This is a genomic window from Leptospira vanthielii serovar Holland str. Waz Holland = ATCC 700522 (assembly GCF_000332455.1).
GTDB lineage: Bacteria > Spirochaetota > Leptospiria > Leptospirales > Leptospiraceae > Leptospira_A > Leptospira_A vanthielii.
In genome coordinates, this window is record NZ_AOGY02000051.1 from 411,427 (window position 1) to 428,074 (window position 16,648).

A 16,648-nucleotide genomic window follows, 5' to 3' on the forward strand; every position below is an offset into this window, starting at 1 on the left:
GAAAAAATTACGAAGAATGACAAGAAGAACAGGTTCCTGTCACGACGATGTCCACATGTTTGACTTGGAAACCTAGGCCCTGCCAGTCTGTGTCAGCACTGAGTTTTAGGGGAGCCACATCCAAAACCTTTCCGCACTCTGTGCAGAGTAAGTGGGAATGGTCATCCAAAAAGGCATCATAACGAACCGAGTCGGATTCGATATTCAGTTTGTTTACCATCTTGTGTTCGACCAAGTATTCCAAGGAATTGTAGACCGTGGCAAAACTGATTTTGTCCGCTTTTCCTCGAACCGATTCAAAAACCATCTTCGCTGTCGGGTGGTCTTTTCTTTCTCTTAGGTCATTAAAAATTAATTCTCTATGTTTGGTGAGTGCTTTCATACGATTCCCTTACCCCAACCTCACCTGCATTTTATCACTCGGTCAAATGGAAATTGGATTTTAGAATCCTTCCAGAAATTGATATTTGTCAATACGGAGGTTTTATGTCCGCATCCATAGACAAGTTTAAATCCTCCCTCTCCCTTTGGGCGAGTGGAGTTTGTGTGATTACTTATGAGTCTTCTCAAAAAAAAGGAGGAGTCACTGTTTCTAGTTTTTCTTCTGTTTCCTTAGAACCGCCGTTAGTTTTATTCTGTTTGGCCAAAGACTCTAGTGCCAAAGAACCCATCCAAGATTCGGGAAACTTCGTTGTGAATATTCTTTCTTCCGAACAAAAACAAATTTCCGCTGATTTTGCTTCTGGTTCCCTGGACAAAGCGGTTGTTTTGGAAGGATTAAAACCAGAAACACTCTCCACCGGAGCCCCCGTTTTACGGGACTCTTTGGCTTCCCTCGACTGTAAAGTCGACCGGATCATTGAAGCGGGAGACCATTGGATCTTGATTGGTCTTGTGGAAGCAGTGGCTACGAAGGAAGGTTTCCCCCTCCTCTACTTCAATCGCAATTATCGGGAACTCGTTTAAGGAAACAGTATGGAAAAAGAGAAAGTGAATCTGGAAGACGCCAAAGAACACGGACTTACAGAAACTGAATTTGTAGAGATCCAAAAAATCTTAGGAAGAATGCCTAACTCAACGGAACTTGGGGTCTTCTCCGCCATGTGGTCGGAACACTGCTCTTATAAAAATTCCATTTTAAAATTAAAAACCCTGCCGACAAAATCGGACAAACTCCTGGCACAGGCCGGAGAAGAAAATGCCGGAGCTATGGACATCGGTGACGGCCTTGCTGTTGTTTTCAAAATTGAAAGCCACAACCACCCGACAGCCGTAGAACCTTACCAAGGGGCAGCAACAGGTGTTGGCGGAATCATGCGAGATATCTTTACTATGGGAGCTCGCCCCATCACCTCTCTCAACTCACTTCGGTTTGGTGATCCAAAAGAGCCACGTAACAAGTATTTGCTGACCCGCGCCGTCAAAGGAATCGGAGATTATGGCAACTCTCTTGGGATAGCTGTAGGTGGGGGTGAGTTATTCATCCACCCCACATTCACAAAAAATCCACTCGTAAATGCTATGACTGTGGGGATTGCCCGCCACGACCAAATGGCCTCGGCGTCCACCAAAGGAATGGTGGGAAACAAAGTGTATATTGTAGGTGCCACGACAGGCCGAGACGGTATCCACGGGGCGAGTTTTGCCTCCAAAGATCTCACCAAAGAATCGGAAGAAAAAAGATCCGCCGTGCAAGTGGGCGATCCCTTTATGGAAAAACTTCTTATGGAAGCCTCCCTCGAAGCCATCCAAAAAAACCTGCTTGTAGGAATCCAAGATATGGGGGCCGCGGGAATTTCTTGTGCCACGTCTGAGATGAGTGCCAAAGGAAAAACCGGGATGGATGTGGATCTAAACAAAGTTCCCCTTCGTGAAAGTGATATGAACGCTTATGAAATTATGTTATCTGAATCCCAAGAAAGAATGCTCGTCATTCCCGAAACAGGAAAGGAAGAGGAACTGGTTTCGATTTTCCACAAATGGGGACTGAATGCCGTAGAAATTGGAACGGTGACTGGGGACGGAATCCTTCGGATCAGAAAAGACGGAAAACTCAAAGCAGAAATTCCGGCAGACTCGCTTGTTCTTGGTGGTGGTGCTCCCCGGTACGTGAGAGAAGAAAAAAGACCGGCTTACCTTGATGAGGTGACAAAGTTTGATTCCTCAAAAATTCCTGACTTACAAGCAGATACAGTTTCCCAAACTTTAAATACCCTTCTCTCTTCCCTCAATATCACTTCACGTAGACCACTTTATGAACAGTATGATACAGAAGTGGGACTTGTAAAAGTGGTAGAACCTGGAGAAGACGGTGGTCTGGTTCGGATTCCTGGAACCAAAAAAGGGATCGCTGTGGCCACAGACTGTAACTCTCGTTACACTTACTTAAATCCTTATGAAGGGGCCCAAATCGCAGTTTGTGAATCGGCAAGAAACGTAGCCGCAACGGGGGCCGAACCTTACGGGGTTACAAACAACCTAAACTTTGGAAACCCCTACATTCCAGAAAACTACTACATCTTCAGTGAATGTGTGCGTGGTCTCGGCGATGCTTGTCGGTTTCTAGGACTTCCTGTCACCGGTGGGAACGTATCCTTTTACAATGAATCTCCCGAAGGACCAGTATTTCCAACACCTACGATTGGTATGGTGGGAGTGATTGATGATGTTGCCAAAGGCCTTCATACCTACCCTCGCACCAATGATGCGGTAACTTATGCCCTGGTCGGAGAATTCAAACCTACGATCTCTGCCTCAGAATACCTCTACCGTTTCCATGGCCTAGATACAGGTAAAATTCCAGACATTTCCCTCGCCAAAGAAAAAGCAACCATTGACACACTGATAACTTGCCGCAAAGAAGGTCTTCTTACTTCCGCCAAAGACCTGTCACTCGGTGGCCTCCTCGTGGCCCTTGCCAAGATTGTGATTTCTGGAAACAAAGGAATCGAAGCCAATCTAGAAGGATTACAAAAAAAGATCCCACGCTTCGACGAACTTTGTTTTGGCGAAACAGGAGCCTCTTTTGTGGTGAGTTTCCTCACCCAAGATGAAGAGAAAGTAAAAGATAAATTCGAAAAAGTCGGACTTTCCTTTTATACACTGGGTAAGTCCAGTTCCAAATCCTCCCTTTCTGTTAAAGGGAATGGATTCCAATGGGAATGGACAACCAAATCTTTAGAAACAGAATTTGAATCAGGCCTAAAAGGTTATTTCGAATAGACAAAACTAAAAATTTTTAGAGGATAGGCCGGATGCGCCTATCCTTCTATTTGTTCGTTTTAACTTTATTCTGTATACAATGTACAAGTATCGCCAAACGACAGGAATACGAAGACTCCCTCCGAGCCTACAAAAAAGCCAATCTTGAAAAAGCGCTCGAATACCTCCCTACCGAAGAACGAAAAGGTTTTATTGCAGTCCTAGAACGTTCTCATTTAGGATTTCTCAAAGGGGAAAAAGACTACAAAGATTTAGAAAGAATCGCAGAGGAAAGTAAGGAACGCCTACGTTTCAGTGCCAGCCGTTCCCTAAAGTCTTTTTTCTATATGGAAACCGAAGAAGGATATTATGCTTCCGAAGCAGAAATCATTTACCTACACATCCTTCTTGGTCTGTATTATGTAAGAGAGGGGGATTATGAGAAAGGAAAAATCCAAGCTCGTTATGCGGGAAATCTACTCAGTGGAGAATGGAGCGCCGAAGGCCAGTTTGATGATCCCACCTTACGTCTATTACTTGCATCACTCTGGTTATCCACAGGTTCTATAGAAGAAGCAAAAGTAGACTTTCGAAAAGCAAGCCAACTAAAACCCCAATCTGCCGCCCTTAGAGCCATGGCAAATGAAAGATATTCCCCTGAAGGCGAATTCATTCTAATCTTTGGAGGCCCCGGTGCAGAACCAGAGATGGATCCTTCTGCCCACTTAAACTTTATCCGGGGCTTACGAAATCTAAAATTCCGCCAAACTGGAAAACAATCCCAACTAACACTCACAGATGGATCCGGAAAAACTCCTCTCATTTTAGAAAAAGACACCCTAGGTTGGTATGAACGCCACCTCATCCGTGACAATGAAATCTCGGAACTCATCCAAGACTCCAAATACTTCCAGCTAGTCTCTGCCTCCGCCCTAAAAGAAGGAACCAAGGGGACAGTAAAAGTTACAGGGGCGATCCTTGCCAGCGCCACCATTGTGGCTCTTGGTGCGGGAGTTGTTTATGGAGGAACGAAAGTACAATCCAGTGAACTGTCTGCACTAGGTGTTGGTATTATGATTTTTGGTTTTAAACTCGGTGCAAGATGGATAGAAATTTCCTATGACGATGCCAGAAGAAATATGAGAAAGGATTTAGACATTTCTGACGAATACCGTTATGTTCGATTTTTTCCCGAATATGTTTGGATGGGAAAATCCAAGTCGACACTCAGTAACCCCAAACTAACAATGAATCAAGAAACGCTACCCTATTCTCTAAGCCCAGCGATGGGAAAAATTAAAGTTCGTTTTGGGTTTTTTCCCGACAATCAAAGGCCATAACCTTCCACACGACTTGTTTTTAAAAAGTTAGTTTGTTCTGACCAAACAATTTGGTTTGTTTCCAAACTCACAAGAAAAAGTGTTACAGTGATGTATTGGATGCGTGACCCTGCTTCATAATTCACAACCTCATTGATCTCTCCTTTAATTTTATGAGAAGGAGACTTAAATTTCCCAACCGCCAAACGTGAATCAGCTGACACCATCCCTGTTTTTCCAAAGGCCATTTCCGTGGTCGCATCTTCTCTGATGGAAGTATCCACAAAAGGAACTTTGTCTTTTGTGAGTTGGTTCAAAATTTCATTGGTGATGAGTTTGGTATCAATATGTTCGGATGTAGAATTCTGCAGAGATTTCCATTCCAAATACCCTGTCTTCAAATCAGTTTTATAATATTTTGATAAAGAATGGCTCATGTTCCGAACCGTCTCTTTTACTTCTACCACCCCCCACTGTTTGGTGGCCTTGGCATTATCTGTTTTTTGATAGGAAACAGTAGAGCAGCTAACAAAAAAATATGAGAGGAAAAGAGAAGTGAATAAAATGCGCATTAGGAAGAGTTTGGTGGGGGTTCGGGTGTTTGGCAAGAAAGAATGTGTGAATCTAGTATCCCCGCCCGATTTGAGGGTGGGGAACTAGACCCGCCGCCCAATGGTTCTCCTTTACCACGAAAGCCCAAAACTTGCCATCCCAATCCCAATCTTCAGATATTTTTTAGAAAAATGTTCATACTTTTGCTTTGTTTCCATTTCTTTTTTTAGCGCCTCCACTCCGTTAGTGGACAGAACTCCCTTCTATATGGACCGGGCCACTGCGGGGTTCGCATTCGCTCCCGTCCTCCGACGGTTCCCGCCGAAGGACCAAGCCCTCCGGCCCCTGGCGCGAAGAATCCCATCGTAATTTCAAAAATCGACAGTCTCCGGTCAAAATATTGTCTTGAAACTTTCCGTTCTTCCTCCAAACTTCTGGATTAACTTATGGGTAAATTTTTAATTCGATTCAGCTTTTTTCTCATCCTCCTCGCCATTCTGTTTGCGGGTTACACTTGGCTCACACTCCAGTGGAGTTACTCCGAAGGAGACCGTGCAGGATACATCCAAAAACTTTCCAAAAAGGGTTGGATCTGCAAAACTTGGGAAGGGGAAATGGCCCTTGTTACCATGCCAGGGACTATGACAGAAAAATTCTATTTCAGCATTCGGGATGAAGCCATTGCAGAACAGTTGAATGGATCCATTGGCAAACGAGTGGTTTTAGAATACGAAGAACACGTAGGGGTTCCTTTTAGCTGTTTTGCCGAAACCAGTTACTTTGTAACCGGTGTAAAAACCGTCCAAGAAGTTCCACCTCTATAAGTTTTCCTTGTATCGATTGACCTAGATGTTTCTTCGGAATGTCTAGGTTAACTGGTCTTTTGCAGATCGAGTAGCAAGCTTCCAATCGTGCTTTCTTCGTTCTCCATTACCAAATTTCCTTTCTCTCTTCACTTCCTCCCAAAAATCCATCGTTTTCGAATTCACATGAAGCCCGACTGGCTTCCCTGCAAAATCCCCCTCCACTTAGTCCCAACGGTGACTTTCTATTTCCATTATCTCAAAAAAGGCAGGCTGTCTCAAATTCCACTTTACATATTATTGCTATACGTATAACTAGTATCATGATGCTTGCGGAACAAACCCATATTTCAACCAATGTCTACGAACCCATCCAAAATTGGAACCAGAGAGACCTTGGACTCCTCACCGGAGAAAGGGGGATGTACAGGCTCGCTCATTTTTGGCAATATGCCATGGTTTGTTCGGGATTTCAGGTTTTCAATTTGGACTGTGCCATTCGCTTCAACCCCTTCACCATCGCTGAAGAAACACGAAAACAAAATTTAGCACCAGAACCATTTTTAGAACAAATCCGAATCCAAAGAGCATTCACCCCCTATCAGATATTAGATGCACTCAAAAACATCCTTACCTTAAAAGAAGAAAATACCATTTACTTTTTGTTAGCTCCTTGCAAACAATTTTTAGATGGTGATGTCAAAGATGATGAAGGTTTGTTTTTATTAAACTTGATGTTAGGTTTTATTGAAAAATTTCCCGGTGAAAATGTTCCCTTACTCATCATTGAATCTTGGACCTATTCACATAAAAACTTTCAAATCTTTTTTCCTAAACTACTACGTGCCACACAAAATCTATGGGAACTAAAGATGGACAAAGGTCTCTCTCGCATTCGTACAAGAAAAACTTCAATCACAGGAATTTAACATGGGAAGAACCATTGCGCCCTATTCTCGCCAGATGTTACAAATCGAAGAAAATCTATCAGACTTTCGAAGATCTCTTCGCAAATCCGACCAAGAGATCTATGATGATCTGATCCGAACTGCCAAGTTACAAGTACAAGCCGGTGTGATGGCATCCCTACCGTATCCCATTGATTCCATGATACTTTCCATGCTCATAGAAACAAAAAAAGAAATTAATGAATTAAAAAAAATTCTGACAAAAATTCCAGACAAGTAAACCCAATCCTCCCAATGTTATGGAAACGTTCCAAGGTTACTTGTTTGATATCTACCACTCCGAACAAAAAATCTATCTCTGGATAAAGTCAGACTCTGGAGAGCTTCGATTATTTTTTGATGAATTTTATCCCACAATTTATGTAAACGCAGCACCTAATATTCTACAAAAAATAGTAAAACGGTTTTATGAACTAGATGCATTGGCAGAAATACCAACCTTCACAGAAAAACGCCTCTTCTATGAAAATAAAACCATCTCTGTCCTGAAGTTAGTCATTTCCAAACCACAACTTCTACCAAAGATCACAAACAAACTCTTTCACTTATATGGTAAATATGATATCTACCATTCGGATATAGAAATATCCACAGGTTATATGGTGGAAAAGGATATTTACCCCCTTGCCTACATAGAAGTGAATTACGAAATAACAAAAAACAATCTCAATCGAATCAGGACCATTCGGTCTTTTACAGATATCGAAGAGATGGACTACAAAATTCCAGACTTAAGCAAGGTATCACTCTATTTAGAAAAAAGCCATAGAATCCCCTTTTCAAACAATGCACTGATAGTAAAAACAAATTCCGATTTATATAGAATCCCAACTGGTGATTCTAGCCAACTCATCCATCAGCTAAATTCAATCTTCAGAAAATATGATCCAGATATAGTTCTCACCACTTACGGTGACCAAGTTCTATTTCCTAATATTTTTAAAGCTTCCCAGGAAAGCCATATACCAACAGAATTTGATCGGGACAAAACAAGCACAATACGGCGTTCCATCCAAACGAAGGGTACTAGTTTCAATACATACGGAACAATCGTCTACCGAGCACCCTCCTACCCACTCTTCGGGCGATGGCATATAGATTCCAGAAATGGTTTTGTTTATAAAGAAGCGGACCTTATGGGAATCATCGAACTCTCTCGTATTTCTCGTTTACCCATTCAAAAGATGGCAAGGGCTTCCACAGGAAAAGCCCTTACCTACATCGAAGTAGATGTGGCTCTACGAATGAACTACTTAGTGCCTTGGCAAAAAAGTGCCCTAGAAGCTCCAAAGACCGCCTTAGATCTGCTAAATGCCGATAAAGGAGGACTCGTTTTTCAAGCAGATATCCAAAATGGATTTGCATTGGAAAATGTAGCCCAATTAGATTTTTCGCAAATGTATCCCAAAGTGATGGTCTTACACAATATATCACCAGAAACAATCAATTGTCTCTGTTGCACAAACGATCCAACAACAGAAAAAGTGCCTTCGCTCGGATACCGAATTTGTAACAAAAGAAAGGGGATCGTTTCCGTTGCACTTGCTCATATTGTAGAACGAAGGAATTATTACAAAAAACAATGTAAAGATAACAATCATCCCAACATATCGGAAATAGACCAAAAACAATCTAGCTTAAAGTGGATGCTCGTTACCTCATTCGGTTATTTGGGTTACCGAAATGCAAAATTTGGAAAACTAGAAAGTCATGAATCAGTCACTGCCTTTGGAAGAGAAAAATTACTCATCGCCAAAGAAACAGCAGAAAACTATGGATACAACCTAATACACGCCATTACCGATTGTATTTTTATACAAAAAAAAGACAAGTCCCCTATCGACAAAAAACATCTCGAAGAAGTTTGCCAAACAATCAAACAGAAAACAAAAATAGCAATGGAAATCGAAGGCACCTTCTCTTGGTTATGTTTTCCTCCTTCCACCACAGATGGCGAAATGCCAGTTGCTAATCGTTATATGGGTCGATTCCTAGATGGGAGTTTCAAAGGTCGGGGAATCGTCCAAAGACGAAAGGACTTTCCTTCATACGTAAAAGTAGCACAGAACGAAATGATTAAGTGGATGTGCCAATTTGAAACAATAAGAGAAATGAAAATACGTGAAGAAGAGATTTTGGAAATATTTAAAAAATATGATACACTTCTATCTTCTGGAAATCTGAACTGGAGAGACCTTCTCATACAGAGGTCAACATCTCAAAATGCTGAGGATTATAGCGTTGACGCACCAAGTGCAGTCGCAGTCAAAGATTTACTTAAAATGGGTGTCCGAGTCCAAGCAGGAGAAAAGGTTCGATACTTAGTTGTAAATAAAAAATCAGATCAAAAAGGAGAAAGATACAAAACAGAAGAAAGAATCGAAACTAAAATTACTCCCAAAATCATAAGATACGACAAAAGCTACTACAGAAAACTACTCTTGACATCATTTAAAGAAATTTGGACAGCCTTTGCAAGCTTCAAAGATTTCGATGAATTAATAAGCAACGAACAACGATTACCTTTCCCAATTTAGAAACAAAATAAATAAAAACAATAATTCATTCATATATTCGATTTTACTTTTATTGCATCAAAGCTAAAAAAAAAGCGCAAAAAACGAATAAAAAAATACCTGTTATACGAGATTTTCTAAGACCAATTCAAAAAACGTTTGCGCAAACCATAATACAAAAAAGACTCAGATTCGTTTTTGCCAATGGGACTCAGGGGGCGGAGCTATGCCTACTGCCCTCTTCAGCTCGCAAATCACCTTGACGCAGAAAAAAAAGAAAGCCTCAATTATGTCTCATAAAAAATCAGAACCTGTGTATGGAAAGGCACATCGGTAACACTTTAGATCACTCACATGGGTTACACTTTTACTAGTCAATTCTATACAATAGCCTCTGGTATTTCAACACTTTACTCGTATACAAATCCAAAATTCCAAGAATTGCATCCGCAAAGTAAAGACGACAATGCCGATCAGATATCTCTTCAAAGCCAACTACCTCTCCAATGAAAGGATTCCCAAAGAACACTCGATGGGGCCCGTACTGCGCAAAACCACTTTCATGGACTTTATCGGTAACAATATGTGTGGGATAAGCTACCTCTAGAATCTTTTTTGGGAATGTCCTTTTCGAAGATTTATAAACTTTTGCAGGTGTCAGAAAACCCAAAGCTTCATGTGGTCTTACCTTATTAAACGCCACGTATGGAATGAATCAAAGGCGGTCTGTTGTGCATCCAAACTAGATCTTGGAGGTAATGCAGTTTCTTCTTTGAGTGTTCTGTGCATTCTCTCATGACGACCGTTCTGAGATGGTTTCCCTGGTTCAATGCGTTCCGGTCGGATCCCTAATTTCAACCACCATATAGAAAGACTAGTTAAGCCGCCAATGGCCTTACTTGCAAAAGGTGATCCATTATCTGATTTGATTGCCTGTGGTAGTCCATATTCTTTAAAAACCCTTTCAAATACCGCTTTTGTTTGCTCTGCATTCGTTTTATTCAGGATTTCACATGCTAGAAGGTAGCGACTATATGCATCTGTAATTGTTAGTGGATCGCAGCGATTGCCATTTCCTACTGTAAAATGGCCTTTAAAATCAACACACCATACATCATTGGGAGCGACTACATTGGAAAAAGGAAATAGAGACTGTGGAACTCTTGGTCTTTTTTTCTTAGGTTTGACTAGGCCTTTTTTGCGAAGAATGTTTCCAATTGTAGTTTCACTTGGAATCTGTTTCATGCGATGAAACTTTGCTTTGAGTATGGGACGGAGTTTTTTGGGACCCCAAGATGGATGGTCTTCACGTAAAGATACAATTAGGTGAACGATTTTCTCAGGAGTTTCATTGGACTGAGTGATTCTTTTTCTAGATTTATCTTTGAGTCCGTCGATACCTTCCGACTCATAATTCTTTAGATATTTATAGCCAGTCTTTCTCGATATATTAAAGTCTCGGCAAAGATCGGCAAAACACCACTGACCACTTTTAACAGCTGCTATGAACTTGATTCTTTCTTCTATCACTTTGGTTTCCTTCCAAGGCATCGGATTGTCCTCCGATACACAATGTAGGTGTTACCCATGTGAGTTGTCTCTTTTGTTACCTATCTGACCTCCTCATACCGATTGAGGTTGACAGATCTGTTAGGTGAACTATAATCTAGGGTTTTAAGAGGTAAAGAATGACGTTACAGGGTTTAATTATAGAAATCAAAAATAATATAAATGGAACGGATATAATCAGATTTAATTTTTCAAAGGGGAATAAGATTTTATTAGAAATTTTGTTTTACGAAACCGATTTACTTTTTGATTTCTTAAACGATAATTTCAAACTTTTAAGTAAATGTGAAAAATTTGACATTAGTTATTTAACTTCGAATGATTCGATTAACATACCACAAATTATAAATAAGTATAAAATAAATAAGAGAGGTCTTGTTCATCGTAAATTGGAATTTACTAAAGACGGATAGTGGAAATTCATTTACAAGAGTTTATTAATCATATCCACCTCTTCAATCTCATTGGAGAGGGAAAACTTCGGTCTTATTGTGGTCTCGAATCTATTCCAGATTACTCCCAAAAGAATCTAAAAAACATTTTCTATAACCAACCAGAATTAGAACACTATGTAAATAACTCTGAATCCATCTTTTGTGATATTTGCAAAATCAAATTATCCAAATAGAGTCTCTTATCTATTATGATCGATCTCTGTAGTCTCGTCGGGTGCGAATTGATATAGGAGATCTGTGATATCTTTCGGATTCGTAACCTTTGGATCTAGCCAACTGTCCTGAAGATGGTCAGGCATTACTACAGGTTGCCGATGCTTGTTATTTCCACTATTGTGAATGGTCTTCATCTTCTCATTATCTACCTGAGTTAGAAATGTAATCCACCTGAGACTGTTTTCCTCTCCCCAAATACCCGCAAATTACGAGCCTGGATATATGAACGTAATCTCAAACTTATGTTTCTTCCCTGCTTTCTGTGCTTGCCACTCTAAGATGGAATGAACTGGAATTAGTATTCTGTTTTTCGTGATTTTGCTTCATATCGGAGAAGTAAACTATTTTTCAGATTTGGTATTCACCAAGCAGACCGCCGACCATACAGTTTTAACACCCCAACGATCTGTAGATCAGATTACAGACTCCCCTTCTAGCTGAAATATTTGGAATTAAAATTTCGAGTATTTGAATTCGAAAACTTGAGTAGACTGTTTCATTATTTCGTTGCAATTCTAAATTGTCAAATTTTTACACACCCCTCTTTTGAATGCTTATGTAAAAACATTTTCCAAGACAATAGGAAATCATAAAGTAGTCATTTCTTATACATAAGTTGGTAAATAATACAGAACATATTTAGCTAGATTGACTTAGCAAAAATTCGATTCTATCAATATCATATATCTCCAATGAAATACTACCATTAACTGTTGAATCACCTTATTTCTCATTGGATGTCTATACGATGGCTTAAGTCATTATAAACCGCGACAAATTTGATTAGTTTACAGTTCTTTATATACAGGAAATTCTTCCCCAAAACGATTATAGTCCTTTATTAATCTGTAAAGTTAACCCTGAATTAGATCTAACCTCACTGAAGGAGGATAGATCGTATAATTCAATAATATTAACCTTCTAATTCTTTAAATCCCTATAATCATTATCATAACTGAATCGATTCCTATATTTAGTTATCAAATCCTCGTAAAGCACCGTTATAAATTCGCATATTGACCATATTTTTCGGCAACCGATTCGCATTGAATTGGCTTGTCAATTTATGGTAATTTGCGCTGGATTCGCAGAATTTAATGAGGATTTTGTTTTTTTATGAACGCAGCTTCTTTAAAACGTCCCATAACATCGGCTAATATTTGGTTGCGCTTATTTTAAGCAATCTGGTATACTAAGCGAATTACAAGAATTTATCGTTATACGACATGATCAAATCTTAATATAATCGGAAATTTCTATGATATATAATCGAAACAATTTATTTCTCCGACTACCATGCCTGATCCTTATTCTATCCTTTGACTGTAGTGTTCGTTCGCAATCCAGCTCAGTTTTAAAAGATATTAATATATTTACCCAAAACATGGAAAAAACGCATACCTCGCGACTAAGTTATTTTATCGGAATGGATAAGTTAAGGCAAATTGAGTTGGGAATGACGGAAGAGGAAGTGTATCAAGTTATTGGTTCAAATCGATTTACGACTCGCCATTCCTATAACCAAATACTAGCCAAAAGACTTATGAAAAAGAAATATATCCCAGTTACAAAGAAAGTTTCATTTTCTGGATTTAGAACGATCATTGAACAAAGAGAAGATTTTAGTAAATATTCTCCGAAGGAGGAATTAGGTGTAAGTTTTTATTTCTATCTCGAGCGTTTGATTTACATTGCAATCAATCACAGAGAAAAAAAAGACAGCAAATGGATTCAACTACAAGACTCATCCGAAGACGTCTTGTATGTCGTGAATCATGATGATGGCACTGAAGAGCCTATTGGTTATGTTGGAACAAATGCGGGTGGAGATGAAAAATATTATGGATTTGTGAATGGTTATTTAGGGGAGAAATTTAAAAATAACGGAGAGAGGTATTTTGTTCCACTCGTACCTTTAAGTAAGCTTCGTGCAATTGATTTCCTATCAGAATATTGCAAAAAATCGTTTTATTGGGAGGCCCCCGACTATGAAACAGAGTTAAAAAAATCAGGTTACTATAAACTGAAAGCAAAACTTGACAAAGACTATGAAAATAAAACTGGCTACTGGGCTGAAAAGGCTATAAATTGATCACGTCGTATAACAGCGACTTTTACATTAAAATAACCAGTAGAAGATCAATCTTATCAGAAATAGGACTCAGACTTATTTCTGATTTTTCAAAAAGCATGGCAATTCACCAGTAGGTTTTCTTGATTCGCAACGGCTGGATTATAGTTTTACTCTCTTCCTCTAGATACCGTCCAAATTCGTTTTTTTAACTTTTTTTAATAAATCACAAAAAAAAATCAATCCTAATGGGCAAAAACTAGGGATTTACCTCACTTTTCACAGCTTTCAAAAGTTGCCAAATTTTATAAGCATAACTAATAGAAATGAATAGGAACTAGGAATCAAAATGCGGTATGACCGGTTTTACTTTTTTAGCTCTAAATAATAACTTTTTTTGAAACCTAACTAGGTGGCTTGGGAGAAGTTATATATTCAATAAACCTAAGGTGTAACAAACATATGAAAGAGAATTTCTTACTATCTAAAAAACATTCATGCAATCTTCCAAACTTTAATATAGAACTTGATCACGATCGTAAAAATGATATTGTACGTGAATTCTATTCTGAAATGAATAACTTAATTGAATCCTATAATGATTTATACGATCCATTTCTTATTACTTTTAACATAGAAAAAGAACCAGGATGTTACTTCACTAACTTTCCGAATAAGACAATTTTAACTCATATCCTAAAGAAAACATTTAATCGATTGCATAGGATCTACTTTGGTAAACTCAAAAAGCATACTCATTTAGATTTTATTAGAATTGGAACTTACGGCAGTGGCAGAGAAGAATCTTGTTTCGATCATTATCACTTTTTAATGTGTATACCTAACTTTTTATTACCAGTTCTAGAGAAAGAATTCAATCTTCAAGTAAAGCAATTGCTGAAAGGATTTAGGGGAGAAATGCATTACAAGGAATATGATGGATCAATTCAGAACTTTTTAGAGTATGGAACAAGATATTATTCAGATTCAGAAAACAACATTCCTATATTTGATGGAATAGAAGTTGAAATTTCAAGTTTAAGGTTTTCGCTTACGCAATATCTTGATGCGGATTCAATAAAAGAGTTACATAGAAAAAACTTATATTTTTATTTAAACAAACATACTTCAGCAGGTTCAATATTTGGCAAGAAATTGAAAATTTGTAAAACAAAAACAAACTCTAGAATCAAAGAAGATCCATTTTCAGATAAATCAATGTATGATTTCAGGTATCGAAGTATGTTTTAATCTATTGAACTCTGATTGACCATATATAATGAATTTACCAAGACATTCCAAATACAGTTACAGCTAAGTTTCGTGCCATTTAGTAATTTCGGTAACTCAAAATATAGATCCAGCAGAGCAAAAAGGTTTAATTCAATGAAATTAGTTTGTCTTCTTCAATATTAACTTTCATTTAAGAAGACAAACCATCTTATCTAGAACTAATCTTTAATTCCTATTCCTCTACAAGAATGAAATCTATAAAGAGAACTGAATTGATGAATTTATCCAACAATCTTTTCCACTGAGTATAGGTATTTTCTAAACCGTCTATTTTCACTATATAGACAGTTTTCAAGATTTTACTTTATAAATTCATCATCCAAATCTTCATCATCTGGAAATTTTGTACTTTCTGCGAACAACCCCATTGCCAGGAAATCAACCGCTTGTCCTGCAACTATAGATTGCAAGATTCCTCTCTTTTGAACAATTTTATCTAAGACAATATTTCCATTATATTCACGGAAATGTAAAATAACTCCGCTATTATTATTCTCAATAGTCCAGATGACTCTTCCATCTTTCTCCTCTAATACAAGGGGCATTTTCTTCCCTGTTTGCATTTGTTTAGAGAGGACAGTTGACCGAAATAACTCATGAAGTTTATACTCCGATGATTCTCCATTTGTATAAATAACTTCTTTATCATTTACTTTTTTCATGAATGGAAGCTTTGAAATTAAATGGTTTTTGACTTTTTGATCTAAAAGCTGATATTTTAAAACTTCAGCTTCTTTTTTTAGTTCTTCATTTGTAGACGTTTTTTGAAATGAGATTACTGATTTAATTGAATTCTTATTTACTATATCCCATTCCTTTCTAGCTTTTTCTTCTTCCTGAACATATTTAATCTCTTTAATAAATGGCGGTTCACTTTTGCAGATTTCTTTGTAGAAAGCTATAAATTCTTCATAAGCGTTTTGACTTTTTATATCTCTGGCAAAGACAAAAAAGTCTTTATTGAAGTCTTTTATTTGTCCAGAAGATGTAACAACTGAAACTCTCCAAATAGTATTTTTGTCTTGGAAAATACTATTTGGATTTAGTGATCTTTCAGAAAGAATGCCAAGATTTGGACAAAGATTCGCCGAAATGTTAGGGTTTTTGATTGCCCTCTCTTGTGGAGAAGAGCAATTCATAAGTAAGAGTATAATTAATAGAACTAACCAAGGATAGCTTTTCATTATTTCTCTCCTCCATCACTACCTGAACTAATTTCTCGTTTTAGATTCTGTGGATTATCTATGAAATTAACGACAGCCCTTGTTCCTCCCGTGCCAATTACAGTTACATCTCCGTAACCCAGGATTCGACCAATAATGTCTTAGTTCAGTGAAAAACAGAATTTTGGGATTCAAAATTAAGCTAAGCAACAAGCCTTATATTAGCCTTTACCGAGTATTGTTTTCTCTTCAATTTTGCTTCAAGTAGTTTTTCTTTTCTTTCTGCTAAAATCTTTTCCTTGCGACCATAAAACACATCCATAGGTGTTACGTAACCGATTGCAGAATGAAGTCTTAGCGAATTGTATTCTTCAATCCATTTACCAACTTCTTCTCTAATTTGTTCGAGTGAATACATTGGTATTTCACGGATTAACTCAGTCTATACGTGGCGTTCCATGAAATCTTTCTAGTTTCCCGTTGGACTGAGGATGATTTACAGAAGTCCGAACATTATGGATA

The 16,648-nt window shown here is 38.2% G+C and carries 15 protein-coding genes and 1 pseudogene; 10 read left to right on the forward strand and 6 right to left on the reverse strand.

The genetic code is table 11. From position 1 onward, the window contains the following. Positions 1 to 7 precede the first annotated feature (7 nt). Entirely contained in the window at positions 8 to 382 is a 375-nt protein-coding gene (locus LEP1GSC199_RS12675) for a Fur family transcriptional regulator (RefSeq protein ID WP_002982526.1), read from the reverse strand. Between the two features lie 104 nt (positions 383 to 486). Between LEP1GSC199_RS12675 and LEP1GSC199_RS12680 the strand changes: the two genes are divergently transcribed. Genes LEP1GSC199_RS12680 through LEP1GSC199_RS12690 form a run of 3 tightly spaced genes read left to right on the forward strand, consistent with a single transcriptional unit; the run spans position 487 to position 4,541 of the window. Beyond that, the gene (locus LEP1GSC199_RS12680) at positions 487 to 966 is read left to right on the forward strand and encodes a flavin reductase family protein (RefSeq protein ID WP_002982225.1); all 480 of its coding nucleotides are present in this window, start codon (positions 487 to 489) and stop codon (positions 964 to 966) included. A 9-nt stretch (positions 967 to 975) separates the two neighbouring features. Then, positions 976 to 3,222 (forward strand): phosphoribosylformylglycinamidine synthase subunit PurL, encoded by a 2,247-nt coding sequence (gene purL, locus LEP1GSC199_RS12685; RefSeq protein WP_002982413.1) that lies wholly within the window; start codon positions 976 to 978, stop codon positions 3,220 to 3,222. Positions 3,223 to 3,254: 32 nt separating this feature from the next. After that, a complete protein-coding gene (locus LEP1GSC199_RS12690) occupies positions 3,255 to 4,541 on the forward strand; it encodes a hypothetical protein (protein ID WP_002983019.1) in 1,287 nt (428 codons plus the stop codon). On the opposite strand, the gene LEP1GSC199_RS12695 is transcribed toward LEP1GSC199_RS12690, so the two are convergent. Then, the gene (locus tag LEP1GSC199_RS12695; protein ID WP_002982703.1) at positions 4,529 to 5,092 is read right to left on the reverse strand and encodes a hypothetical protein; all 564 of its coding nucleotides are present in this window, start codon (positions 5,090 to 5,092) and stop codon (positions 4,529 to 4,531) included. The two genes, LEP1GSC199_RS12690 and LEP1GSC199_RS12695, sit on opposite strands and share 13 nt — an antisense overlap. 426 nt (positions 5,093 to 5,518) lie before the next feature. Here LEP1GSC199_RS12695 and LEP1GSC199_RS12705 point away from each other — a divergent pair, with 426 nt between their 5' ends. From LEP1GSC199_RS12705 to LEP1GSC199_RS12720, 4 genes are all read left to right on the forward strand, one after another. After that, on the forward strand, positions 5,519 to 5,896 hold the full coding sequence (locus LEP1GSC199_RS12705) for a hypothetical protein (protein WP_002982294.1): 378 nt from the start codon (positions 5,519 to 5,521) through the stop codon (positions 5,894 to 5,896). Positions 5,897 to 6,198: 302 nt separating this feature from the next. Continuing rightward, positions 6,199 to 6,804: a hypothetical protein gene (locus LEP1GSC199_RS12710; protein ID WP_002982277.1), complete on the forward strand. Its 606-nt coding sequence runs from the start codon at positions 6,199 to 6,201 to the stop codon at positions 6,802 to 6,804. A 1-nt stretch (position 6,805) separates the two neighbouring features. Next, positions 6,806 to 7,063 carry a hypothetical protein gene (locus tag LEP1GSC199_RS12715; protein ID WP_002982825.1) on the forward strand — a complete coding sequence of 86 codons (258 nt, stop codon included), beginning with the start codon at positions 6,806 to 6,808 and terminating at the stop codon, positions 7,061 to 7,063. A gap of 19 nt (positions 7,064 to 7,082) precedes the next feature. Then, on the forward strand, positions 7,083 to 9,380 hold the full coding sequence (locus LEP1GSC199_RS12720; protein ID WP_002983115.1) for a DNA polymerase domain-containing protein: 2,298 nt from the start codon (positions 7,083 to 7,085) through the stop codon (positions 9,378 to 9,380). Positions 9,381 to 9,729: 349 nt separating this feature from the next. Here LEP1GSC199_RS12720 and LEP1GSC199_RS20950 read toward each other — a convergent pair. Beyond that, a pseudogene (locus LEP1GSC199_RS20950) lies at positions 9,730 to 10,910 on the reverse strand (DDE-type integrase/transposase/recombinase). A gap of 430 nt (positions 10,911 to 11,340) precedes the next feature. On the opposite strand from LEP1GSC199_RS20950, the gene LEP1GSC199_RS12740 reads away from it, so the two are divergent. Then, positions 11,341 to 11,556 carry a hypothetical protein gene (locus tag LEP1GSC199_RS12740; RefSeq protein WP_039926730.1) on the forward strand — a complete coding sequence of 72 codons (216 nt, stop codon included), beginning with the start codon at positions 11,341 to 11,343 and terminating at the stop codon, positions 11,554 to 11,556. Between the two features lie 6 nt (positions 11,557 to 11,562). Here the strand turns inward: LEP1GSC199_RS12740 and LEP1GSC199_RS22310 are convergent, their stop codons facing one another. Then, positions 11,563 to 11,796 carry an SOS response-associated peptidase family protein gene (locus LEP1GSC199_RS22310; protein ID WP_157356633.1) on the reverse strand — a complete coding sequence of 78 codons (234 nt, stop codon included), beginning with the start codon at positions 11,794 to 11,796 and terminating at the stop codon, positions 11,563 to 11,565. A 1,061-nt stretch (positions 11,797 to 12,857) separates the two neighbouring features. On the opposite strand from LEP1GSC199_RS22310, the gene LEP1GSC199_RS12750 reads away from it, so the two are divergent. Further along, positions 12,858 to 13,691: a hypothetical protein gene (locus tag LEP1GSC199_RS12750; RefSeq protein WP_157356626.1), complete on the forward strand. Its 834-nt coding sequence runs from the start codon at positions 12,858 to 12,860 to the stop codon at positions 13,689 to 13,691. Positions 13,692 to 14,132: 441 nt separating this feature from the next. After that, complete coding sequence (locus tag LEP1GSC199_RS12755) at positions 14,133 to 14,921, forward strand: hypothetical protein (RefSeq protein WP_002983280.1); 789 nt, start codon at positions 14,133 to 14,135, stop codon at positions 14,919 to 14,921. Between the two features lie 341 nt (positions 14,922 to 15,262). Here LEP1GSC199_RS12755 and LEP1GSC199_RS12760 read toward each other — a convergent pair whose 3' ends face one another. Both LEP1GSC199_RS12760 and LEP1GSC199_RS21840 read right to left on the reverse strand, forming a co-directional pair. Continuing rightward, positions 15,263 to 16,147, reverse strand: a complete 885-nt coding sequence (locus LEP1GSC199_RS12760; RefSeq protein WP_002982385.1) for a hypothetical protein — start codon at positions 16,145 to 16,147, stop codon at positions 15,263 to 15,265. A 181-nt stretch (positions 16,148 to 16,328) separates the two neighbouring features. Beyond that, positions 16,329 to 16,544, reverse strand: coding sequence for an integrase core domain-containing protein (locus LEP1GSC199_RS21840; protein ID WP_002982370.1), 216 nt, complete (start codon positions 16,542 to 16,544; stop codon positions 16,329 to 16,331). Positions 16,545 to 16,648 lie beyond the last annotated feature (104 nt).